The sequence below is a fragment of the Polynucleobacter sp. AM-26B4 genome (assembly GCF_018882285.1).
Classification (GTDB): domain Bacteria; phylum Pseudomonadota; class Gammaproteobacteria; order Burkholderiales; family Burkholderiaceae; genus Polynucleobacter.
On sequence record NZ_JACVOT010000001.1, the window covers coordinates 332,620 to 354,587 of the forward strand.

Here is a 21,968-nt window from a genome sequence, read left to right on the forward strand (position 1 = left end):
CCGCTTGATCTTTTCCAGTGAGGAAATTAGTCGTTCTTAGTCTTAACAACTTTACGACCACGGTAGTAGCCATTTGGGCTAATGTGGTGACGTAAGTGAGCTTCACCAGTCGTTGGCTCAACTGCCAATGAAGGTGCAGACAAGAAGTCGTGAGCACGGTGCATGCCACGCTTTGACGGTGATTTTTTATTCTGTTGAACAGCCATGTTTTTACTCCTAAACGAATCCGAGATTCTAGCATAAAGTCATTATTTCTTGAGCTTTTCTAGGATTGCAAACGGATTGGGCTTCTTGATGATGATCTCTTCTGACCCCGATTTAAGGGTTTTGCTCACTTTTTGCAGGTCTTCTGGCTTGCACTCGCCCAAAGGGTGTTTGGCAATCAAAGGCAGGTTCAAAAGCAGCTCTTCTTCTATGGTTTCCAATAGATTAAAGGTCTCCGAGGACACCAAAGCATCCTCAGCGTCTTGATTTTCCTCATCAAAATCCCAAGCTTCAGCCTCTTCTTCGGTCTCAAAAAGGATGTAATCACGGTCTGAGTCCAAAGATTCGATGTAAGGCTGCAAACAAGCTTGGCAGGTCAGCGGCAAATCAAGCGCTAGACGTAAGTGCATGTATTGCATAGGAATTGTTCCTAAACGCTCCTCAAACCAGGTGCTCATCTCCCAATGAAGCCCTGAAGGCTGAAAATTAGCCTCAACCGTCATTTCCTGTAACAATCTTGGAAAGTGAGATAGTTCGAGCACTCCCTGGCCGATGTAAGCCTGCCCAGACCGCATATCGATGGATTGAAGGTCCTTGGCATTATTCGGCAAAATGTGGGGTGTCGTATTTTTTGAATTCATACCGAAAGCATAAATGAGTGCCGCCCCGAACCCAAGTAATTTATCCAAGAATTCTGCTAGCCAAAGCAAAAGATTGATCTTGGCATCTACTTCTAAGTACAGAAAAGAATTGTTGGGTCGCTTAGGCTTGTCATTTGAAACCATCTCTCCAGAAGTGGATGAGGCACCCTTACCCAATGAAACTCCAGAATTGATGGCTATTCGTTTGGCTCAAGCCAAAGCTTTGGCAGTGTCACTTTCTAATCCATCCGCCTACGTGATTGGCTCAGATCAAGTGGTTGATTTAAATGGTGTGTCCATGGGCAAGCCAGGTGACCATGCAAATGCAATGGCGCAATTGCAAAAATTACGCGGTCAAACTGTGAAATTTCATACAGCTGTTTGCGTGGCCCATGCCGGATCAGCAAAAACAGTGAACGCCATCACCGAAGTTAAATTCAGAGAACTCGACGATGCTGTTTTGGAAGCTTACCTTTTGGCAGAGACCCCCTACGATTGCGCGGGTAGTGCTAAATCTGAGGGTTTGGGTATTTGTCTTCTAGAACATGTTCGCAGCGATGATCCAACCGCCTTGATAGGTTTACCCTTGATAACGGTTTGCACTCTCTTGCGTGACGCAGGCTTTTCTATTCCTCTGAATCAATAAAAAATGCCAGGTACTCTTTATTTAATTCCGAATACTCTGGGAGATGATGATCGCGAATCTCAACTCAACCATGTCTTGCCTCGCGACACGATTGAGCGAGCTTCTCAGCTGCGCTATTGGATTGTTGAAAACGCAAAAACTGCCAGAGCTTTATTAAAGGCTGTTGGTTCACAATCACCATTGATCTGCCCCATCCAAGAAATGCAGATGACCGAATGGCGTGGCCCCGGAAAAGATTCATCCCATGGCTCTACAAATTTAAAAGCAATGCTTCAGCCATTACTCGATGGCCACGACATGGGCTTGATGTCTGAAGCGGGCCTTCCAGCAATTGCGGACCCAGGATCAGATGTTGTGAACACTGCTCATCAAATGGGCATTCCAGTGCGAGCATTGATTGGCCCTAACTCTTTGTTATTGGCATTGATGTCATCGGGCATGAATGGTCAAAGCTTTGCTTTTCACGGCTACATTGCCGTGAAAGAACCAGAAAGAACAGCTGCACTCAAACAATTAGAGCAAGAGTCGAAGAGAAAACATCAAACTCAATTGTGGATTGAAACTCCTTATCGCAACGCAGCCATGATTGAAGCAATGCTGCAGTCATTGCAAGGCAATACCCAAATGTGTGTGGCAGCAGATTTGAGTTTGCCCAACGCTTTGGTGATTTCTAAAACTGTGAGTGCATGGCAAGCGCAGATAAAAAAAGAGCCTGGATTACTCCAAGCTCTTCATCAACGACCAGCTGTGTTTTTGATCTTAGCTTAGCCTTGATCTTGGCTCAGCTTTAGATCAGCGTAACTGACCGCCGTACATCAATACCCTGGTAGCGCCCTCGCCCATCGCAGCACCAAAACGTTTGGCCACTCGCTCAGCTAAATTATCTTTCATGGTGTAGTCAACAATCGTCGATGCTTTGAACACATCGCGCGCAACTCCATCAACACTGCCCAAGCCATCACTCAAGCCTAACTCAACACTTTTAGCGCCATTCCACACCAAACCAGTGAACATGTCTGGAGTTTCTTTCAACCGACTTCCACGCCCATCGCGCACCACCTTGATGAATTGCTCATGCACTTCACTGATCATTCCTTGAACAAATTCTTTTTGCTTTGGGTCTTGCTTACTGAATGGATCTAAGAGAGCCTTATTTTTTCCAGCAGTGATGGCGCGACGCTCAATACCGAGCTTCTCCATCAAACCAGTGACACCAAAGCCGCTCATGATCACACCAATAGAACCAACCAAACTGGCTTTATCAACATAAATATTTTCCGCAGCAGATGCGACGTAGTAACCACCTGATGCGCAAATCTCTTCGACCACCACATGCAATGATTTTTCAGGGTACTTGGCACGCAAGCGCAACATTTCATCGTGAATGATGCCGGACTGAACTGGTGAACCACCAGGGCTGTTGATGCGCAAAATCACGCCCACACTTTCAGAATTTTCAAATGCCGCTTGCAGCGAGGCGTTAATTGCATCTGCACTGGCTTTGGTATCAGGCGCAATTTCACCTTGCAAATCAACCAAAGCAGTGTGCTTACCTAAATTTGATTTACCACCGATATCAATGTCAAATAAATTGATAGCAATACCTACGAACACCAGCAATGTCATCATGCGCACGGCAGTTCTCCAGCGACGACCGCGACGCTGCTCTTTAAGGTTTTCTAACAACAAGTGTTCTAAGGCCTGTTTTTCCCAGACTTTTTCATCAGACATGAATAACTTTCTTAATTAATCTAACCAATTTAAGTAATGCAATAAATTTAACGCTTGAAACAAGAGCTTAATCTTTTTATGCGTTAGCCGCTAACCAATCAGATAACTCTTGAACATTCTTGACACAAGCCAAAGGATTTTCAGTTTTCAATACGTGCTCTGGGTGCGCGCCATAAGTCACGCCCACGGCATCAGCTCCTGCAGCATTGGCCATACCCAAGTCATGCGTTGTGTCGCCAATCATCAAGATTTTTTCCATCGGCACCAACAACGCATCAGATAAATCTAAGAGCATGCCAGGATGAGGCTTCGATTTTGATTCGTCCGGTGTGCGACTATCCACAAAAATATCTTCGAGCTGATGAAAGCCCAAAGAACGATCCAAGCCCTTGCGACTTTTACCGGTCGCCACTGCCAAAAGATGTCCTCTGTCTTTTAGTTGATACAGCAAATCCTTGGCGCCCTCAAACAAACTTAATTCATGATCTTTACTCAAGTAATGAAATCTGAAGCGATCAATTAATTTGTAGTGGTCGTCCACTGAAACAGTGGGGCATGCTTTGCGCAATGACTCTTGAATACCTAAACCAATCACATGACTAGCAACAGAATCTTCAGGCACGGGCAAAGCTAAATCGCGGCATGCATCTTGAATACATCTAACAATCGTGGGAGTTGAATCCATCAAGGTTCCATCCCAATCCCACACAATTAATTCATAACGAAGTGACATCGATACCCTTAAATCACTGGGTTTTCTAAAGTGCCAATGCCATCAATTTCAATCTTGACGGTATCGCCTTTCTTTAAGAATCGAGGAGGCTTAAAACCCATACCCACGCCACTAGGTGTGCCTGTGGCAATCACATCACCCGGATACAAGGTCATGCCTTTTGAAATTGCCTCGATGATGGTTGGGATATTGAAAATCAATAATTCAGTCGTAGCATCCTGTCTTAACTCACCATTCACCCAACACTTGATGGATGCTTTGGAAGAATCGAGTTCGTCCGCAGAAACCAACCATGGACCCATCGGACAGAAAGTATCAAAACTCTTACCCAAATGAAATTGCACATGCTTGGCTTGAACGTCGCGAGCACTGATGTCATTGATGATGGTGTATCCCCAGATATATTTCATCGCATCAGCTTGACTGATGGTTTTGCCTTTTTTAGCAATCACTACCGCCAACTCAGCTTCGTAATCCATCTCTTGGGTTGCGTGAGGATGACTATCAATACCAACACGTGGGCCGATCACAGACTCAGGCACCTTACTGAACACCACTGGGTGCTTCGGCAAGTTAGCCATGGCGCCCTGCGCCTCACCTAATTTACTGTCTTTGATTTCTTTGACGTGATCTAAATAGTTTTTGCCCACACAAAAAATATTTCTCTTTGGCTTAGGGATTGGGGCCAATAAACAAACATCCTTTAGCGCAACAGCAGAACCCAAAGCAGGCAAAGATTTTTCTTCAGCCATCAATTCAATGATGGCCAATGCACCACGCGCAGCTTCTTCTTTACTCAACTGGTAAGGCGTGACTGTTTGCAAATCTTGAGAAATAACACCCACGTATTGTTCTGATTGATATTGGTAAGCGGCTAGTTTCATGTTGTCTCCATTTTTTCAAATGCTTCGGGGATATCAGCCTCGAAAGTCATCTTTTCTTCTGTTTTAGGATGAATGAATGATAAATGTCTTGCGTGCAGTAAAAGTCTTTTCGGTTTCAACACTTTATCTAATTCTTGGTCACCGTACTTGTCGTCACCCAAAATAGGATGGCCGTAGGTTTGTAAATGCACCCGGATTTGATGGGTACGGCCCGTTTTAAGCTGAGCCTCGACCAAACTGCATAAGCCATCACGATAATTGGCCTTGACCCGGATATTGGTGTGGCTTGGCTGACCACCATCCGTGGCAACTCTGACCCGACGCTCCCCATTGGGCAGTAAGTATTTGAGCAATGGGTATTTGAGTGGAATTGATTTACCACTGACGGGTAATTGACCATGCACTATTAATAAGTAGCGCTTTTCCATCTTGCCCTCACGTATTTGTTCGTGAAGGTGGACCAAAGCACTGCGTTTCTTGGCCAACATCAAAATGCCCGAGGTATCTCGATCGAGTCTGTGGACCAATTCCAGGAATTTAGCGTCTGGTCTTTGGGCCCTCATGGCCTCAATCAAGCCCAAAGAGACCCCCGAACCACCATGCACAGCGATCCCAGAGGGCTTATCTACCACTAAAATGCTGTCATCTTCATGCAAAATTGTTATTTCTGCATTTATCTTCTTCGAAATGAAGTCATTCGTGGGGGCTTTTACCTCGGAAACGCGCAATGGCGGCAGGCGTAAAACATCCCCTTCTTGGATTTTTTGGCTGGCATCGGCCCTTTTTTTGTTCACTCTGACCTCGCCAGAGCGAATAATTCGGTAAATATGGGTCTTTGGCACCCCTTTTGCCATGCGAAACAGGAAATTATCTAGCCTTTGGCCAGCTTCCTCAAATAAAACAATGTGTTGGGTTACCGAATTACTGTTCATATGACATATAATGACCTATCTTGCTGCGCAACATCAAATTTATTGTTTGCATGGTAGCGCCCCAAGCTGGGTTTGAAATAGCCAAAAATATTTCCAGGGTTCGCCTCTCCCCTGATGTAATGAGACGCAAAGTTGGCTGGCATAGTGCCGCGAACTGCGAAACAGATAAAAGAATTTAAGCGCACGCTGACCCGCAAAGAATAATAAGTCAGCGAGTGTAGTGAAGTTTGACATCACAGAGATTGCCTTGCGCAATCCCTTCAATTCCGTTTCGCTCACCGCGATGGCTGCCTGGCTGCAGGACGGAGATTTAAATGAAACGAATGTTATTTAACGCTACCCAGCAAGAAGAGCTGCGCGTAGCCATTGTTGATGGTCAAAAACTGATCGACATTGATATTGAAACAGCTGGACGTGAACAACGTAAAGGCAATATCTACAAAGGCGTGATCACACGCATTGAACCCTCACTAGAAGCTTGCTTTGTGAACTACGGTGAAGAGCGTCATGGCTTTTTACCGTTCAAAGAGGTTTCAAGAGCTTATTTCAAGGACGGTATTGACGTTCGCTCAGCAGGCATCAAAGATGCTTTGCGCGAAGGACAAGAGATCATCGTTCAGGTGGAAAAAGAAGAGCGCGGCAATAAAGGCGCTGCTTTAACCAGCTTCATCTCTTTGGCAGGTCGTTATTTGGTTCTAATGCCGAATAATCCTAGAGGCGGTGGCGTATCTCGTCGTATTGAAGGCGAAGATCGCAACGAGTTGCGCGAAGCCATGAGCCAATTAACGGTTCCAGATGGCATGAGCATCATTGCCAGAACTGCTGGAATTGGCAGAAGTGCCGAAGAATTGCAGTGGGACTTGAGCTACTTGATGCAGCTTTGGACAGCGATCGATGAAGCTGCCAACGGCAATCAAGCTCCTCTATTGATTTACTTAGAGTCTAGCTTGGTGATCCGAGCCATCAGAGACTACTTCCAGCCAGATATCGGTGAAATCCTCATCGATACCGATGAAATTTACGAACAAGCCAGCTCTTTCATGTCTGTGGTGATGCCTGACAACATGTCACGCGTCAAACGTTACCAAGACGATGTGCCTTTGTTCTCACGCTTTCAAATTGAGCACCAAATTGAAACCGCTTACTCTCGTACAGTGACCCTGCCATCTGGTGGCGCGATCGTGATCGACCACACCGAAGCTTTGGTTTCTGTGGACGTGAACTCTGCTCGCTCAACCCGTGGTTCAGACATTGAAGAAACAGCTGCTAGAACCAACTTAGAAGCTGCGGACGAATTGGCTCGCCAAATGCGCTTGCGCGACTTGGGTGGCTTGATTGTGATCGACTTCATCGACATGGAGTCTTCAAAGAATCAAAAGGATGTTGAGCAACGCTTGAAAGACGCTTTGCGTCACGACCGCGCTCGCGTTCAAATGGGCAAAATCTCACGCTTTGGTCTTTTAGAACTATCGCGTCAGCGCTTGCGCCCTGCACTATCAGAAAGCAGCAACGTTACTTGCCCTCGCTGTAATGGCACAGGCCATATCCGTGACACTGAATCTTCAGCATTGCAAGTTCTTCGCATCATTCAAGAAGAAGCGATGAAAGAAAACACTGCTGCGATTCACTGTCAGGTACCTGTGGATGTTGCAGCATTCTTGCTCAATGAGAAACGTGCTGAAGTGATCAAGATCGAAAGTCGTTTCAAAGTGAACGTCTTGCTATTGCCAAACAAGCACTTAGAAACACCTCATTACAAGCTTGAGCGTTTGCGCCATGATGATCCTCGTTTAGATGATCCAAAAGCAAGTTACGCCATGGCCGATGAAGCCAGCAAAGAACTTGAGTCTGACACCATCTTGAATCGCAAAGCTGAAGAAGCCAAGCCACGTCAAGAAGCAGCTGTTAAAGGTGTGAGACCAAGCCAACCTGCTCCTGCCAGCGTTCCACGCACAGAGCGCAAAGCGGCGGGTGAAAAGCAATCATCTGGTGGTTTGATCAGTTTCATTAAGAAACTTTTCGGCGCCAAAGAAGAAGTTAAGTCTGCTGAGAAGCGTCCAAACAACGGTCGCGGTCGTGGTGAAGCCAGTGATAGAAATGGTGATCGCAATAACCGCAACCGCAATAACCGTAATCGCAACAACCGCAACAAGAATGAAGCGGGCGAGCGCAATCAAACTCCACGCGATGGTGAAGAGAAGGCTGACAACAAAGAAGCGCGTCAACCAAACCAACGCAATGGTCGCAATCAACAGCGTCAAAATAAACCTGAAGCCAATCAAGAGGCGAAAGCAGATCAAGCAAAAGATTTGTTGACTCATGCTGATGTTCCGCCAAATGGTGAGGCTGGTGAAGCAGATGAGCGCCGTCGTGGTCGTAATCGTCGCGGTCGCAACCGTGGTCGTGATCGTGCAGACCGTCCGGAAAACACTCAAGACACCAATCTTGATGGCTCAGATGTTTCAGCACCAGCGGCAATTTCAGCACCAGCGGTTGTAGCAGTAGCTGCATCTGTTGTGAATGATTCAGCGAATGTTGAGTCTTCAGTTAACGTTGCAAGTACTCCGACCCCAACTGCAGCACCAGAAGTTGTTGCACCGACATATGTTGCCCCAGCAGCTGTTTCTGTTGAAGCTCCAGTAGCCACTCCAACTCCAGCGCCTGCGCCAATGCCAAAAGTTGAGTTTCAGCCATTAAAAACGTCTGAACTTACTTCAGTGATTGAGTCTGCTGGAATGGTATGGGTGAACACAGATCACCAGAAATTAGAAGAAGTTCGTGTGCAAATTGCTGCTGAGCCAGTGATTTCTCACCCGCCACGTGAGCCAAAGCCACCTGTTGAAGTTTCAACTGGCCCTATGGTTCTAGTAGAAACTGGCGGAAAAGAACAAACCATCGAAAAATGAACTTAGTTCTACAATGAGGGTTATGTCAGAAAGAGTCATACCCCTCATTGATGAGCGCCAAAGAAAAATCGACAGTCATGTTCCGGTCATCCCGGAACAACTGTTGACGCCGAATGGCCTGCTCGCCGACACGCGCGGTCGACGTCTTCATGATTTAAGAATTTCAGTCACCGATCGCTGTAACTTTCGGTGTACTTATTGCATGCCCAAAGAGGTCTTCGATAAAGATTACCCCTATTTATCTCATGGGGATCTTTTAAGTTTTGAAGAGATCGTTCGTTTGGCAAAAATCTACATCGAGCACGGCGTAGAAAAAATCCGCTTAACTGGTGGCGAACCCCTGCTTCGCAAACACATTGAAAAACTGATTGAGATGTTGGCCTCTTTGAAAACTTTGAGTGGCCAACCATTGGATTTAACACTGACCACCAACGGCAGCTTACTGCGTAAAAAAGCTCAGGCTTTGAAAGATGCTGGCTTGACCAGAATGACCATCAGCTTGGATGGTTTGGACGATGCGACCTTTCAGCAGATGAATGATGTTGGCTTTCCGGTTGGCGATGTTTTAGATGGCATTGAAGCAGCCCGTGAAGTTGGCTTTAAAAATATCAAAGTCAACATGGTTGTTAAGAAGGGAACAAATGATCACGAGATCATTCCAATGGCCAAGTACTTCAAAGGCAGTGATGTGATTCTGCGTTTCATTGAGTTCATGGACGTGGGTGCATCAAATGGTTGGAATATGACAGAAGTTCTACCTTCTGCTGCTGTGATTGCCAAGATTCATGAAACGTTCCCATTGACCAATATTGATCCTAATTACCCGGGTGAAGTTGCTGAACGCTGGCGCTATGTTGATGGATCTGGTGAAGTTGGCGTGATTTCCAGTGTGACGCAGGCCTTTTGCAAAGATTGCTCAAGAGCTCGTTTGTCGACTGAAGGAAAAATGTATTTGTGTTTGTTTGCCACAGAAGGCCACGATTTAAAAGCTTTGCTGCGTGCCGGCAAATCAGATTTAGAGATCAGCAATGCCATTGCGCAAGTTTGGTCTCATCGCACCGATCGATATTCTGAATTGCGCGGATCTCCAGAAATGGAAGGTAAGCGCAAAGTTGAAATGTCGTATATCGGTGGCTAAATATTTTCATCAGCTAAAACAAGAGATGTCTCGATGAGTTCATTACCTACCCTCAATTCAGTAGTCACTTGCATGTCTGACTATGACCCAGAATCATTAAGGGTTGAGGTCGCAAGTAAAGTTGTTGATGAATTTGTTCGACCAGCATCATTAGCTCTTGAAACAGAAACAGTCTCCATCTATGACTCATTGGGACGTGTTCTGGCCAATGACATCATCTCTCCAATCAATGTTCCCTCTGCTGATAATTCAGCCATGGATGGCTATGCCTTCAGTGGAGCATCGATTGTTAAAGACGGGGTAACTTCTTTGACAATGATTGGTAAAGGCTTTGCTGGCAATGCATTTGACGGCAAGGTGAATCAAGGCGAATGCGTTCGCATCATGACAGGTGCCGTGATGCCTGCTGGCTGTGACACCACCATTCCTCAAGAATTAGTCAAAGTTGATGGCGAGCAGATTCAGTTTCAATCTTCTGTGATCAAAGCAGGCGACAACCGACGCTTAAAAGGTGAGGATCTGTCGATTGGTCAAGCCGCCTTATCTGCTGGCAAGATCATCAGACCATCAGATTTAGGATTGATCGCTTCTTTAGGCATGGGCTCCGTGACAGTCAAACGCCGCCTCAAAGTTGGATTCTTTTCAACCGGTGATGAGCTTCGCTCGATTGGTCAGCCCTTAGATGATGGTTGCGTGTATGACAGCAATCGCTACACACTCTTTGGCATGTTGAGTCGTCTGAATGTTGAGCTTCATGACTTTGGTGTTGTGAAAGATGATCCAGATGCGATGCGCGCCACCTTCAGTCAAGCAGCTGCGACTTGTGATGCAGTGATCACTTCTGGCGGAGTCTCTGTAGGAGAAGCTGATTACACCAAGCAAATCATGCGCGAACTTGGGGACGTGAGCTTTTGGAAAATTGCCATGCGCCCTGGTAGACCGATGGCTTTCGGTTCAATTCAAGGCGATCAACATCGCGCCGTTTTATTTGGTTTGCCAGGTAATCCCGTGGCCGTGATGGTGACCTTCTATCAATTTGTCAGAAATGCTTTATTGGCCATGAGTGGTACAACTCAAGTAGCCCCACCGATGATGCAAGCAAAAACGGTCGAAGCAATCCGTAAACGTCCTGGTCGTACTGAGTTTCAACGAGGCATCTTGTCTACTGATGCGACTGGCAATAGAACAGTGCGCATCACTGGTGCCCAAGGATCAGGGGTTCTGCGCTCCATGAGTGAAGCAGATTGCTTCATTGTTTTGGCGCACGATCAAGAAAATATCCAGGCGGGCGATACGGTTGGAGTGGTTTTATTTGAAGGCTTGGTCTAAATAAGCCCCACAGCAAGGGCTTTAGAGCACAAAAGTCTTATTGCAACGCAACATTAATTTTAGATTTGGTATAGAATTGCGTGCAATTCAACCAATATTTACTTTTCACCAAAAAATAAAATGCCAAGTACCAAATACACCAAAAGAGAAATTGTGTATGTCGACCCTCTTCATACGGCCAAGACATTGGTGTTGGTGTATTTGAGTTTTTCAGTGCCGGTTGTTTTGTTGGCTCTCTTCGTTGCTTTCGTAAGAGATGGTGAATTGCCTGGTTTCACAGTGATTTCAGCATTGATTCTGAATGCCTTGGTTGGCTTTGGTTTGCTGTGGTTAGCATGCAAAGTTTACAACTGGGTGGCTGATAGATTTGGTGGCATCGAGGTGGCTGTTAAAGAGACCACTATCAATGACACCAAAACCACTACTGCTCAAGATTAAGTTTTAATCTTCTCAATTTAAATCATTCCAGCTTCAAGCTTTCAATAAATTTGGTGGCGTTTGACCATTCAAACCAGCCAAACAATTTTTGATCGCTAACTGAATCATCGCTCTTCTGGTTTTCTCTGTAGCGCTCGCCATGTGCGGAGCTAACACCACATTCTTCAATGCCAATAATTCTGGAATCACTTTCGGCTCACCTTCGAACACATCCAAGCCTGCACCAAAAATTCTGTTTTCTTTAAGAGCCTTGGCAAGAGCCAACTCATCAACGATGCCGCCACGCGCAATATTCACAAGGGTTGCAGACGGTTTCATTAAATTCAATTCCTTTTCACCAAAGAGATGATGGTTCTCTGGGGTGTAAGGCATGACCAAAATAATGTGATCAGATTGTTTGAGCAAAGTCTCACGATCAACATAAGTAGCACCGCATTCTTTTTCCAAGTCCTCAGACAAACGTGAACGATTGAAGTAAGTCACATTCATATTGAAACCGCGCGCACGCTTGGCAATTGCTTGACCAATGCGACCCATGCCCATAATGCCTAAAGTCGAGTGATGAATATCCATGGATAGTGGCGCATCACAAATTGAGAACTTACCCCAATGCCCCGCCCTTAACCATTGCTCACTTTCAGTGACACGACGTGCTGTTGCCATCATCAAAGTGAAACCAAAATCAGCTGTGGTATCTGTCAACACATCCGGTGTGTTCGTGGCCATCACATTGGCCGCCTTAAATGCTGGCATGTCTAAGTTGTTGTAACCGACTGCAATGTTTGAAACAATTTTTAAATTTGGGGAAGCCTTCAGAATATCTGCATCAACGCGCTCACCGCCTGACACAATCGCCGCATCCTTATCGGCCAAAGCAGCTTTCAAATCAACTGCATTCCAAAGGTGATCGTCCTGGTTTGATTGAACAATAGCGACCTTCTCTAATTCAGCCAAAAGATCTGGAAAAATGGCGCGCGCCACCAAAATCTTCGGTTTTTGTGCATTTTGTGACATATTTGTCTCCTATTTTTATACGTTTTATTGATTTTCTTTATTGTATGTCATTGATTTAAATCACATAGAAATGCCGATGACACGGCTAAGAATAAGGCTATCTGCAATATTTTGCCCCGTCTAAGATAAAATATCGGTTTTCGTCTTCTTTGAGATTGATGCCATGACTTATGTTGTAACTGAAGCTTGTATTCGTTGTAAATACACCGATTGCGTTGATGTTTGCCCAGTCGATTGTTTCCGTGAGGGTCCTAACTTCTTGGTCATTGATCCTGATGAGTGCATCGATTGCGCCGTCTGCGTTCCAGAATGCCCAGTCAATGCCATTTATGCCGAAGATGATGTGCCAGGTGATCAACAGGCTTACATCAAACTCAACGTTGAGCTCGCCGCCAAATGGCCTTCAATCACCAAGTCAAAAGAAGGCTTGGCTGATGCAGACGACTGGAAAGATAAGAAAAATAAATTAAGCGAATTAGTTCGCTAAAGTATCTTTAGAAAGATCCTGTGGCTGATAAACAAGCACCCATTGAGACAGATGCAATTGTTATCGGCGCAGGACCGGTAGGTCTTTATCAAGTATTTCAGCTAGGCTTATTGGGCATCAAAGTTCATTTAATTGATGCCCTGCCTCAGGCAGGCGGTCAATGCGTTGAACTCTACGCTGACAAACCCATTTACGATATTCCCGGCATTCCATTTTGTACCGGTCAAGAATTAATTGATCGCTTGCAAGAGCAAATCAAAGTTCTACAAACACCCTCTCATTTCAATCAAGAAGTCACTCTGGTGAAAAAACGTGCCGATGGTCGTTTTGATGTGCAGACATCGCAAGAATCATTCATCAGTAAAGTCATCGTTGTTTCTGCGGGTGTGGGCGCATTCAAAGCTCGCAAATTGTCATTGCCTGGCATTGACGCTTACGAAGGCAAGCAAGTCTTTTATAAATTCAAGCAAGCCAAACAATTTGCCCAGCAAGATGTTGTGATCAATGGTGGGGAAACTGCTGCCCTAGAGGCCGCTGTTGCATTAGCTGGGATTGCGAAAAGCGTCACCTTGGTTCACAGACGCGATGTTTTTAAAGCTGAAGAGTCTTTGATTCAGCGCTTTCAAAAATTATGCGCCGAAGGCTTGATCAAGGTTCAAGTAGGACAGGTCGCCAATTTCAAAGCAAGTGGCGAAAAAATAAGCAGCTTAGAAGTCACAGACTTTGATGGGCAAACGCATCACCTGCCTTTAGATGCCCTTCTTCCTTTACTTGGGATATCACCAAAGTTAGGACCTATTGCTGATTGGGGCATTGATTTAGAAAATAAACAGGTATTGGTAGATACGGAAAAGTTTCAAAGCAGCACTGCTGGTATTTTTGCCGTGGGCGATATCAATACCTACCCTGGAAAAAAGAAATTAATCGTGTGTGGTTTTCATGAAGCAACTTTGGCTGCTTATGGATGCGCTGCTCATGTTTATCCTGGGCAAGCAATACATCTGCAATACACAACCACCTCACCCAAACTGCATGAGATTCTTGGCGTCACGCCACAAGCTTAGTCTTTAGACATTGCTCTCGATAGAATGATCACCGGCAGAAGACCTGCCAACACAATCGTCAATGCTGGCCACGCTGCTTCAGCCAAGCGCTCATCAGACGCCAGTTGATATGTCACAACTGCCAAGGTATCAAAGTTAAATGGTCGAAGCACCAATGTCGCTGGCAACTCTTTCATAACATCCACAAACACAAGTAAGCCAGCTGTTAATAAACTGCGGCGCAACAATGGCAAATGAATTTTTTTTAATAATTCCCAGCGACCAGATCCTAAACTCATGGCACTGGCATCCATGCTTGGAGTGATTTTGCTCAAGCCAGCTTCCACTGTTTGCAAACTAGAAGATAAAAAGCGAGTTAGATACGCATAAACCAAAACCACCACTGAACCAGAAATCAACCAAGCAATATCAAGCTGCCCCAATAAGACCAAAATACCGACCGCTAAAACAGCTCCTGGCACGGCATATCCCAAGCTGACCATACGATTCACCATTTGCTGCAATCCACCTTTTGCAAGTCTTGCGCTGTAGGCCAACCACACCGCAATGGCAACAGCACAAATCGCTGTGAGTGTGGATAAGCCGATGGTATTGCCTAACCAATTCCAATAACGTTCGTTCAAACTCTCACCGCTTGAAATGGCCAAATACGCCATGATGATGACCGGCAAAATAAAACCAAACAACAAAGGCAACAAACAGGCCAAACTTGCCCAAAAAGCTTTTCTTCCTTGCAAGCGCCAAGGTTTGATTTGTCTAAAGCGTTGACCACTCGCAGCAAAGCGCATTTTTCGACGACTGGCGTGTTCTAACAGTAGCAGTAAAAAAATGATGCCCAACAAGGCGGCAGATAATTGCACGGCTGCCATGCGATCACCCATGCTCAACCAAGCTCTGTAGATACCAGTGGTCATGGTTTGCACGCCGAAGTAAGACATGGCACCGTAATCAGCCACTGCTTCCATCAATGCCAAAGCAACCCCTGCCATGGTGGCAGGTCTTGCCATCGGTAACGCGACTTGCCAAAAAGCTCCCCAAGGTCCAGCGCCCAATGTTCGTGCTGCTTCAATTAAACGAGGGCTGCGCTCTAAAAAAGCTGTGCGACACAAAAGATAAACATATGGGTACAAAGCCAAGCTCAAGACACAAATGGCTCCCCACAGAGATCTTGGTTCTGGGAACCAAGGCAAGCGATCGACGCCCAACAAGTCTCTTAACAGTGTTTGAATAGGACCTGAGAATTGAAAGAAATCGGTGTAGGCATAAGCCATCACATAAGCAGGCATGGCCAGAGGCAAAATCAACGCCCATTCAAAGATTCTTTTACCCGGAAACTCACAGGTAGCCACCAACCAGGCGGTGATGATGCCCATGCTGGCAACACCAACGGTCACCCCTAAAGCCAGCACCAAGGTGGTCCAGGCATACCCTGGCAAGACTGTGGTTAAAAGGTGTGCAAGCACATCACCACTGCTGGACTGAGGGCTCAGCAATGCGGCAAAAATCCCCAATATTGGCAAAGCCAATACCAAAGATAGGAGTATGGGTGTTATTCGTGGTCGCAAGATGGGATAATTATAAGAATGATTATCGATACGCAACCAATTCATTTAGATATTGAGGCCATTGATGTGGGTTATCCAGGTGAAAAATCTGGTAGCTGGAACCATGTCATACAAGGCTTGAGCATGCATTTAGACCATGGCAAGATTGGCTGTTTGCTTGGGCCTTCAGGGTGTGGCAAATCAACAGTTTTGCGAGCTATTTGTGGTTTTGAGCCTATTCAAAATGGCACCATCACGCTTGATAAGCAAATTGTTAGCTCAAAAAATTTCTCAATCGCCCCAGAAAAAAGGCGGGTTGGCGTGGTTTTTCAAGACTACGCCCTGTTTCCTCACTTAACCAATGCTCAGAACGTGGCTTTTGGTTTAAGAGAATTGAGTCAAAAAGAAGCCTTGCACAAAGCAGAAGAATGGCTAGAACGCGTGGGCCTTAATAATGTTGGTGATCGTTACCCACATGAATTGTCTGGCGGTCAACAGCAACGTGTGGCCTTGGCTCGCGCCATGGCCCCAGAACCAGAGTTATTGCTTTTGGATGAACCATTCTCCAATTTGGATGTGGATTTACGTGAGCGTTTGGCTGGTGAAGTCCGAGACATTCTCAAAGCCAACGGCACAACAGCGTTATTGGTCACACATGACCAATTTGAAGCATTTGCCATTGCCGATGATGTGGGTGTGATGGTCGATGGTCGCTTAGTCCAATGGGACAGCGCCTACAACCTCTATCACCGTCCTGCTACGCGCTTTGTTGCTGACTTTGTCGGTTACGGTGTATTTGTTCCAGGAGTCACCAAACCAGGTCCTTCAGTAGAAATCGAATTGGGCTTGCTACCCCTCCCTCAAGCAAGCTATGGCTTGCCAAATGAAGAAGTGGATGTGCTTCTGCGTGCAGACGACATTGTTCACGATGATGACAGCCCGCTTCAAGCCGAAGTGATCACCAAAGCCTTCCGTGGTGGAGACTTTTTGTACACAGTTGAACTTGACTCTGGCCAACGCCTGCTGACCATGGTGCCAAGTCACCATAATCATGCGATTGGCGAAAAAATCGGCATTAAATTAGTGGCCGATCACGTGGTTACTTTTAGCAAGTAGTAGAATTCTGATATGCAGCAATATCTAGATCTCATGAGCCATGTTTTGGCCAAAGGAACCCACAAATCAGACCGCACTGGCACGGGCACTGTTTCAGTGTTCGGCCATCAAATGCGTTTTGATTTGCAAGAAGGATTCCCTGTTGTAACGACTAAAAAGTTACACCTCAAATCCATCATCATTGAATTGCTTTGGTTTTTACAAGGCAGTACCAATAACAATTGGTTAAAAGAACGTGGTGTGAGTATTTGGGATGAGTGGGCCAAAGAAGATGGTGAACTCGGTCCAATTTATGGCTATCAGTGGCGCTCATGGCCAGCACCCAATGGCGAACACGTTGATCAAATCAGTCAGTTGATGGATCAGATTAAAAATAATCCTGATTCACGTCGTTTAATTGTTTCAGCTTGGAACGTTGCTGAAATTCCGCGCATGGCTTTACCACCTTGCCATGCTTTCTTTCAGTTTTATGTGGCTGACGGTAAGTTGTCTTGCCAACTCTATCAGCGCAGCGCTGATATTTTCTTGGGCGTGCCTTTTAATATTGCCAGCTATGCCTTGTTGACTCACATGATTGCTCAGCAAGCTGGCTTAACGCCTGGTGAGTTTATTTGGACAGGCGGCGATTGCCACTTGTATTCCAATCACATGGAGCAAGTGAACCTCCAGTTATCGCGTCAGCCATTGCCTTTGCCAAAACTAAATATTCGCCGCAAACCGGCTTCTATTTTTGATTACGAATACGAAGACTTTGAACTCGTTGGTTATCAACACCACGACCCTATCAAAGCTCCTGTAGCCATTTAATCAAAGGATTGCTGTGGAATTAGCCATCATTGTTGCGCGCGCTAAAAATGGTGTGATTGGTGTGAACAACACACTGCCTTGGCATTTACCAGAAGATCTCAAGCACTTTAAAAATACCACTTTGGGCTGCCCGATCATCATGGGTCGCAACACTTGGGTATCGTTGGGTCGCCCATTGCCTGGCAGACGCAATATTGTTGTGAGCCGTAATCCAGAATTCAAAGCTGAAGGCGCAGAAACATTCACATCTTTAGAAGATGCGATTGATGCCTGCTCTGGTGTTGAGAAAGCTTTCATCATCGGTGGCGCACAAATCTATGATGAAGCTTTGATGTATGTCGATAAACTCATCATCACTGAAGTGGATATCGAGATTGATGGCGATGCATTTTTCCCTGATGTCGACGACATGCTCTGGGAAGAAGTTTCAAGAGAAGAGCACAACAATGGTACTTTGGCTTACGCCTTTGTGACCTACACCAGCAAGCTCTAATCAGTCAGCCTGCTTAGTTAAATCCAGCAAGCAATTGATTGCTGAATTAGCGACCACCCACCGTCATATTTTCAATCAGTATTGAGCCAGTCTCTTTGGTGCCACGCACCAAAGTATCTGCACCAATGGCCACGATTTGCTTGAACATGTCTTTTAAGTTACCGGCAATCGTGATTTCTTCAACGGGATGAACAATCACACCGTTCTCAACCCAATATCCAAACGCTCCGCGTGAGTAATCACCGTTCACGTAGTTAACACCTTGACCCATGAGATCAGTGACCAATAAACCAGTGCCCATTTTCTTCAACATGGCTGGCAAGTCATCAGATGGTTTTGTTAAGCGGCTTTTGAATTGCAATTGATGAGAGCCACCAGCATTACCAGTGGTTTGCATGCCCAACTTTCTAGCAGAGTAAGTGGATAAGAAGTAACCCTGCACAGCACCTGCATCAATCACTTTGCGCGAACGTGTTCTCACACCCTCTTCATCAAATGGTGCACTGCCTGTTAAACGAGGAATGTGCGGCTCTTCCAATAAATCAATGTGTTTAGGAAAAATGGTTTTACCCAAACTATCTTGCAAGAAGCTGGACTTTCTGTACAAAGCTCCTCCAGAGGTGGCCTGCACGTAAGCACCCACCAAACCAACCGCTAATGGTGATTCAAATAAAACTGGGCAATTTCTGGTCGAGATTGAACGTGCACCCAATCTTGCCAAAGCTCTTTTGGCAGCATAAGCACCAACGTCGGCTGGTCTGGCCATGTCTTCTGGTGCGCGAGCAGTTGTGTGCCAATCATCACGCTGCATGGCAGCGCCTTTTTTGCTTGTTGCACTGGCGATAGGAGTGCAGGCAATGTAATGACGAGAGATGGCATAGCCACCCATGAAACCATTGCTAGTGCCCAACATGAAATGTGACTGCTGAGCAGACACTGTTGCCCCATCGCTGTTGGTGATATTTTTACTCACGGCAAAAGCACCACGCTCAGCATCTCTGGCAATTTCTACAGCTTCGGCAGTATTGATGTTCCAAGGATGGTAGAGATCCAAATCTTTGGGATTTTTTTCTAGTAGATCGGCTTCAGCCAATCCAGCACAATCATCTTCAGCGGTGTGCTGCGCAATGTGAAAAGCTGCTCGCACGCTGGCCTTGAGAGATTCTTTTGAAAAATCACTGGTCCCAGCATTGCCGCGTCTTTGACCAATGAACACCGTGACACCTGCTTGCTTATCAAGATTTTGCTCAATGGTTTCAATGTTGCCCTTGCGCACCGAGACCGATAAACCGCTACCCTCAGAAAGCTCTGCGGCGGCATCTGTGGCCCCCAAAGCCTTGGCTTCAGCCAATAAATAAGAGACTAATTCTTGTAATTGTGTGGGTGAATGTGAAAACATTCCGCAATCATAGCTAGAATTGACGTATGAGTGCAAAAAATACCAATACTAAAAATACAAAACGCCAACATCCAGATGAAATTTGGATTGGCTTAATTTCAATTTCAGACCGTGCCAGCAGCGGGGTTTATCAAGATGAAGGCATTCCGGCCCTTGAATCTTGGTTTGCCAAAGCCTTGACCTCCCCTTGGCACATGGAGTCTCGTTTGATTCCGGATGAAAAAGAATTGATTTCTAAAACCATCCAAGAACTCGTGGATGAGGTTGGTTGTGACTTGGTTTTAACCACGGGAGGCACAGGGCCTTCTAGAAGAGATGTGACGCCCGAGGCAACGTTGGCTGTTGCGAGTAGAGAGATGCCAGGCTTTGCAGAACAAATGCGCCAAATCAGCCTTAAATTCGTTCCTACAGCTATTTTGTCCAGGCAGGTGGCCGCCCTTCGAGAAATTGAAAACCATGCAGCCTTGATCATCAATTTACCAGGACAGCCAAAAGCGATTCAAGAAACCTTGGAGGGCTTGAAGGATGCCGATGGCAAAGCTATCGTTCCAGGTATTTTTGCAGCCGTGCCCTACTGCATCGATTTGATTGGCGGTCCTTATGTAGAGACCAATGAAACTGTGATCAAAGCATTCCGCCCTAAATCAGCAATCAGAGCAAAATAATTTAACGCAGTTAGCAAATTTGACTTGGCTTGAGCTTCTTATCTCAAGCCAAGGTACAAGCCAATAGGCACGAAGATCATGGCTGATAAGTTGCCGAGCAAAACAATCGAGGCAACAAGTTCAGGATCTTGTTTATTGCGATCAGCCACCAAGAAATTCAAAACCGCTGGCGGCAAACTGGCAAACACAAATAAAAGACCCTTTTGAAGATCTGTCATTTCTACAAAAGGTGCAATGATCAATGCGACAGTCAAACCCACGATTGGGCAAATCGCAGCGCCTAAAAATCCTTCACGCCAATGCTTCAGATTGGCATCCTTCATTCGCACACCCAAAGAAAACAACATCAAAGGCACTGTGGCATCACCCAATAATTTGATTGATTGATACAAAGGCTCTGGCAAGGTGTAAAGATGTTTGGTGCTTGAAAGGAAGACGCCCAGTATGGTGGCGATCACCATCGGATTTGCGAATACACCTTTGACTGATGCTTTGGGGTTCACCAGCTTGACCCCTAAAGTGAAGTGCATCAAATTAGAAATCGCAAACAATGCCACAGCAGGAGCAAGGCCAGCAGTACCAAAAGCAAACACTGCCAAAGGCAAACCCATGTTGCCGCAGTTATTGAACATCATCGGAGGCACAAATGTTTTGGGATCCATGCCAGATATCTTGGCAATCGGCCAGGCCAGAATACCTGAGCCTAAAACAACAGCAACACCACACAACAACAAACTCCATTGATCTAATAATTCAAAGTCTTTGCTCACAAACGCAGAAACAACCAACAGTGGCGCAATCACATCCAGCGTTGCACGATTGATGCCTGACATGTCAGGGTGAGCTTTACGCCCATACAACCAACCCACCAAAATGATCAACACCACTGGCGTGATGATGGCGGCGATTCTTAAAAACATATTGGCGTCTTGAGAAAGCATATTTTTATTGATTAAATTGTTTTGTTGCTTATTTAGTTACCCTCAACGATTGGCTCATCACCAATGGTTGGAATGAATAGTTTTTCTCGGTAATAGCGCAACTCTTCTACCGATTCAATGATGTCAGCCAAGGCTGTGTGGGCCTGCTGCTTTGAGAAGCCTTTAGCGATTTCAGGTTGCCAGCGCTTACATAATTCTTTAATGGTTGAAACATCAATGTTTCGATAATGGAAGTAAGCTTCCAACTTAGGCATGTAACGATTCATGAAGCGGCGATCTTGATGGATGGTATTACCGCACATCGGAGAAATACTTGATTTCACATGCTGCTTTAAAAAAGCCAAGCACTCTGCTTCAACATCGGCTTCAGTCAAGGTAGATGCCTTCACTTTATCAATCAAACCAGATTTACCATGCGTGCCTTTGTTCCAAGCATCCATGCGATCTAAAACAGCGTCTTCTTGGTGGACCACCAAAACAGGTCCTTCAGCAACAATGTTCAAATCTCCATCGGTCACGATCATGGCAATTTCTAAAATACGGTCTGTTTCTGGTTGAAGACCTGACATCTCCATATCCACCCACACCAAGCGATCGTTTTTTCTGGTTGTGCTCATTTGTCTTTACTGATTCCTGTTATTTGTACTGCTGATCATTGCTATCAATCATCTGATTTTATTGAGTTTCATGAGATTTCATGCAAAACGAGTATTTCCCTCAATAAAACAGCATTTTGGTGATTATTACACCTGCGGTGTAATTGTCCTATTTTAAGAATTTGAAGAGATTTTCAATCGGGACACCGCTCATTTTTCAATGTTTGCATACCAGTAGGTCCTTTATTACCCGATGTCAT

At 45.6% G+C, this 21,968-nt stretch carries 23 protein-coding genes; 12 read left to right on the plus strand and 11 right to left on the minus strand.

The features are described 5' to 3' along the window. Nucleotides 1-26: 26 nt before the first annotated feature. Together rpmF and ICE88_RS01640 are read right to left on the minus strand one after the other, a co-directional pair. Entirely contained in the window at nucleotides 27-206 is a 180-nt protein-coding gene (gene rpmF, locus ICE88_RS01635; RefSeq protein ID WP_089515462.1) for a 50S ribosomal protein L32, read from the minus strand. 42 nt (nucleotides 207-248) lie between these two features. After that, a complete protein-coding gene (locus ICE88_RS01640; protein WP_216248721.1) occupies nucleotides 249-845 on the minus strand; it encodes a YceD family protein in 597 nt (198 codons plus the stop codon). Between the two features lie 13 nt (nucleotides 846-858). On the opposite strand from ICE88_RS01640, the gene ICE88_RS01645 reads away from it, so the two are divergent. Both ICE88_RS01645 and ICE88_RS01650 read left to right on the plus strand, forming a co-directional pair. Next, a complete protein-coding gene (locus tag ICE88_RS01645) occupies nucleotides 859-1,491 on the plus strand; it encodes a Maf family nucleotide pyrophosphatase (RefSeq protein ID WP_216248723.1) in 633 nt (210 codons plus the stop codon). Nucleotides 1,492-1,494: 3 nt separating this feature from the next. Next, nucleotides 1,495-2,259 carry an SAM-dependent methyltransferase gene (locus ICE88_RS01650; protein WP_216248725.1) on the plus strand — a complete coding sequence of 255 codons (765 nt, stop codon included), beginning with the start codon at nucleotides 1,495-1,497 and terminating at the stop codon, nucleotides 2,257-2,259. 24 nt (nucleotides 2,260-2,283) lie between these two features. Here ICE88_RS01650 and ICE88_RS01655 read toward each other — a convergent pair whose 3' ends face one another. From ICE88_RS01655 to ICE88_RS01670, 4 genes are all read right to left on the minus strand, one after another. Beyond that, nucleotides 2,284-3,222, minus strand: a complete 939-nt coding sequence (locus tag ICE88_RS01655) for a S49 family peptidase (RefSeq protein WP_216248727.1) — start codon at nucleotides 3,220-3,222, stop codon at nucleotides 2,284-2,286. 76 nt (nucleotides 3,223-3,298) lie between these two features. After that, entirely contained in the window at nucleotides 3,299-3,955 is a 657-nt protein-coding gene (locus ICE88_RS01660) for an HAD-IA family hydrolase (RefSeq protein WP_216248729.1), read from the minus strand. 8 nt (nucleotides 3,956-3,963) lie between these two features. Beyond that, on the minus strand, nucleotides 3,964-4,839 hold the full coding sequence (locus tag ICE88_RS01665) for a fumarylacetoacetate hydrolase family protein (RefSeq protein ID WP_216248732.1): 876 nt from the start codon (nucleotides 4,837-4,839) through the stop codon (nucleotides 3,964-3,966). After that, nucleotides 4,836-5,771, minus strand: a complete 936-nt coding sequence (locus tag ICE88_RS01670; RefSeq protein WP_216248734.1) for an RluA family pseudouridine synthase — start codon at nucleotides 5,769-5,771, stop codon at nucleotides 4,836-4,838. The genes ICE88_RS01665 and ICE88_RS01670 overlap by 4 nt, the downstream gene beginning before the upstream one ends. A 314-nt stretch (nucleotides 5,772-6,085) precedes the next feature. Here ICE88_RS01670 and ICE88_RS01675 point away from each other — a divergent pair, with 314 nt between their 5' ends. From ICE88_RS01675 to ICE88_RS01690, 4 genes are all read left to right on the plus strand, one after another. Next, entirely contained in the window at nucleotides 6,086-8,677 is a 2,592-nt protein-coding gene (locus ICE88_RS01675) for an Rne/Rng family ribonuclease (RefSeq protein ID WP_216248736.1), read from the plus strand. Nucleotides 8,678-8,699: 22 nt separating this feature from the next. After that, nucleotides 8,700-9,815: a GTP 3',8-cyclase MoaA gene (gene moaA / locus ICE88_RS01680; protein WP_216248738.1), complete on the plus strand. Its 1,116-nt coding sequence runs from the start codon at nucleotides 8,700-8,702 to the stop codon at nucleotides 9,813-9,815. Between the two features lie 33 nt (nucleotides 9,816-9,848). Further along, entirely contained in the window at nucleotides 9,849-11,144 is a 1,296-nt protein-coding gene (gene glp, locus ICE88_RS01685) for a gephyrin-like molybdotransferase Glp (RefSeq protein WP_216248740.1), read from the plus strand. A 120-nt stretch (nucleotides 11,145-11,264) separates the two neighbouring features. Beyond that, nucleotides 11,265-11,582, plus strand: a complete 318-nt coding sequence (locus tag ICE88_RS01690) for a hypothetical protein (RefSeq protein ID WP_216248742.1) — start codon at nucleotides 11,265-11,267, stop codon at nucleotides 11,580-11,582. A gap of 33 nt (nucleotides 11,583-11,615) precedes the next feature. Here the strand turns inward: ICE88_RS01690 and ICE88_RS01695 are convergent, their stop codons facing one another. Beyond that, the gene (locus ICE88_RS01695; RefSeq protein WP_216248744.1) at nucleotides 11,616-12,596 is read right to left on the minus strand and encodes a D-glycerate dehydrogenase; all 981 of its coding nucleotides are present in this window, start codon (nucleotides 12,594-12,596) and stop codon (nucleotides 11,616-11,618) included. Between the two features lie 163 nt (nucleotides 12,597-12,759). On the opposite strand from ICE88_RS01695, the gene fdxA reads away from it, so the two are divergent. Beyond that, entirely contained in the window at nucleotides 12,760-13,083 is a 324-nt protein-coding gene (fdxA, locus tag ICE88_RS01700; protein WP_216248746.1) for a ferredoxin FdxA, read from the plus strand. 20 nt (nucleotides 13,084-13,103) lie between these two features. Further along, entirely contained in the window at nucleotides 13,104-14,147 is a 1,044-nt protein-coding gene (locus ICE88_RS01705; protein WP_216248747.1) for an NAD(P)-binding domain-containing protein, read from the plus strand. Here the strand turns inward: ICE88_RS01705 and ICE88_RS01710 are convergent. Next, on the minus strand, nucleotides 14,144-15,712 hold the full coding sequence (locus ICE88_RS01710; RefSeq protein WP_255535159.1) for an iron ABC transporter permease: 1,569 nt from the start codon (nucleotides 15,710-15,712) through the stop codon (nucleotides 14,144-14,146). The genes ICE88_RS01705 and ICE88_RS01710 overlap by 4 nt on opposite strands. A gap of 18 nt (nucleotides 15,713-15,730) precedes the next feature. Here ICE88_RS01710 and ICE88_RS01715 point away from each other — a divergent pair, with 18 nt between their 5' ends. The 3 genes from ICE88_RS01715 to ICE88_RS01725 are packed head-to-tail and all read left to right on the plus strand — an operon-like array spanning nucleotide 15,731 to nucleotide 18,107. Then, a complete protein-coding gene (locus tag ICE88_RS01715) occupies nucleotides 15,731-16,807 on the plus strand; it encodes an ABC transporter ATP-binding protein (protein ID WP_216248750.1) in 1,077 nt (358 codons plus the stop codon). A gap of 12 nt (nucleotides 16,808-16,819) precedes the next feature. Continuing rightward, nucleotides 16,820-17,614: a thymidylate synthase gene (locus tag ICE88_RS01720; protein ID WP_215291265.1), complete on the plus strand. Its 795-nt coding sequence runs from the start codon at nucleotides 16,820-16,822 to the stop codon at nucleotides 17,612-17,614. A gap of 13 nt (nucleotides 17,615-17,627) precedes the next feature. Further along, the gene (locus ICE88_RS01725) at nucleotides 17,628-18,107 is read left to right on the plus strand and encodes a dihydrofolate reductase (RefSeq protein WP_216248752.1); all 480 of its coding nucleotides are present in this window, start codon (nucleotides 17,628-17,630) and stop codon (nucleotides 18,105-18,107) included. Between the two features lie 46 nt (nucleotides 18,108-18,153). On the opposite strand, the gene pmbA is transcribed toward ICE88_RS01725, so the two are convergent. After that, nucleotides 18,154-19,506 carry a metalloprotease PmbA gene (pmbA, locus tag ICE88_RS01730; protein WP_216248754.1) on the minus strand — a complete coding sequence of 451 codons (1,353 nt, stop codon included), beginning with the start codon at nucleotides 19,504-19,506 and terminating at the stop codon, nucleotides 18,154-18,156. 26 nt (nucleotides 19,507-19,532) lie between these two features. Here pmbA and mog point away from each other — a divergent pair, with 26 nt between their 5' ends. Then, nucleotides 19,533-20,171, plus strand: a complete 639-nt coding sequence (mog, locus tag ICE88_RS01735; RefSeq protein ID WP_216248757.1) for a molybdopterin adenylyltransferase — start codon at nucleotides 19,533-19,535, stop codon at nucleotides 20,169-20,171. Between the two features lie 38 nt (nucleotides 20,172-20,209). Here mog and ICE88_RS01740 read toward each other — a convergent pair whose 3' ends face one another. Next, the gene (locus tag ICE88_RS01740; RefSeq protein ID WP_216251709.1) at nucleotides 20,210-21,091 is read right to left on the minus strand and encodes an AEC family transporter; all 882 of its coding nucleotides are present in this window, start codon (nucleotides 21,089-21,091) and stop codon (nucleotides 20,210-20,212) included. A gap of 53 nt (nucleotides 21,092-21,144) precedes the next feature. After that, a complete protein-coding gene (orn, locus tag ICE88_RS01745) occupies nucleotides 21,145-21,729 on the minus strand; it encodes an oligoribonuclease (protein WP_216248758.1) in 585 nt (194 codons plus the stop codon). Nucleotides 21,730-21,968: the final 239 nt, after the last annotated feature.

What these genes read in the sequence shown, in the direction of transcription:
- ICE88_RS01715 (WP_216248750.1), top strand. Translation starts at nt 15,731, where the DNA reads ATGATTATCGATACGCAACCAATTCATTTAGATATTGAGGCCATTGAT.
- orn (WP_216248758.1), bottom strand. Translation starts at nt 21,729, where the DNA reads ATGAGCACAACCAGAAAAAACGATCGCTTGGTGTGGGTGGATATGGAG.
- ICE88_RS01655 (WP_216248727.1), bottom strand. Translation starts at nt 3,222, where the DNA reads ATGTCTGATGAAAAAGTCTGGGAAAAACAGGCCTTAGAACACTTGTTG.
- ICE88_RS01650 (WP_216248725.1), top strand. Translation starts at nt 1,495, where the DNA reads ATGCCAGGTACTCTTTATTTAATTCCGAATACTCTGGGAGATGATGAT.
- fdxA (WP_216248746.1), top strand. Translation starts at nt 12,760, where the DNA reads ATGACTTATGTTGTAACTGAAGCTTGTATTCGTTGTAAATACACCGAT.
- ICE88_RS01640 (WP_216248721.1), bottom strand. Translation starts at nt 845, where the DNA reads ATGAATTCAAAAAATACGACACCCCACATTTTGCCGAATAATGCCAAG.
- ICE88_RS01720 (WP_215291265.1), top strand. Translation starts at nt 16,820, where the DNA reads ATGCAGCAATATCTAGATCTCATGAGCCATGTTTTGGCCAAAGGAACC.
- ICE88_RS01675 (WP_216248736.1), top strand. Translation starts at nt 6,086, where the DNA reads ATGAAACGAATGTTATTTAACGCTACCCAGCAAGAAGAGCTGCGCGTA.
- ICE88_RS01695 (WP_216248744.1), bottom strand. Translation starts at nt 12,596, where the DNA reads ATGTCACAAAATGCACAAAAACCGAAGATTTTGGTGGCGCGCGCCATT.
- mog (WP_216248757.1), top strand. Translation starts at nt 19,533, where the DNA reads ATGAGTGCAAAAAATACCAATACTAAAAATACAAAACGCCAACATCCA.
- ICE88_RS01670 (WP_216248734.1), bottom strand. Translation starts at nt 5,771, where the DNA reads ATGAACAGTAATTCGGTAACCCAACACATTGTTTTATTTGAGGAAGCT.
- rpmF (WP_089515462.1), bottom strand. Translation starts at nt 206, where the DNA reads ATGGCTGTTCAACAGAATAAAAAATCACCGTCAAAGCGTGGCATGCAC.
- ICE88_RS01660 (WP_216248729.1), bottom strand. Translation starts at nt 3,955, where the DNA reads ATGTCACTTCGTTATGAATTAATTGTGTGGGATTGGGATGGAACCTTG.
- ICE88_RS01645 (WP_216248723.1), top strand. Translation starts at nt 859, where the DNA reads ATGAGTGCCGCCCCGAACCCAAGTAATTTATCCAAGAATTCTGCTAGC.
- ICE88_RS01740 (WP_216251709.1), bottom strand. Translation starts at nt 21,091, where the DNA reads ATGTTTTTAAGAATCGCCGCCATCATCACGCCAGTGGTGTTGATCATT.
- ICE88_RS01665 (WP_216248732.1), bottom strand. Translation starts at nt 4,839, where the DNA reads ATGAAACTAGCCGCTTACCAATATCAATCAGAACAATACGTGGGTGTT.
- ICE88_RS01690 (WP_216248742.1), top strand. Translation starts at nt 11,265, where the DNA reads ATGCCAAGTACCAAATACACCAAAAGAGAAATTGTGTATGTCGACCCT.
- moaA (WP_216248738.1), top strand. Translation starts at nt 8,700, where the DNA reads ATGTCAGAAAGAGTCATACCCCTCATTGATGAGCGCCAAAGAAAAATC.
- glp (WP_216248740.1), top strand. Translation starts at nt 9,849, where the DNA reads ATGAGTTCATTACCTACCCTCAATTCAGTAGTCACTTGCATGTCTGAC.
- pmbA (WP_216248754.1), bottom strand. Translation starts at nt 19,506, where the DNA reads ATGTTTTCACATTCACCCACACAATTACAAGAATTAGTCTCTTATTTA.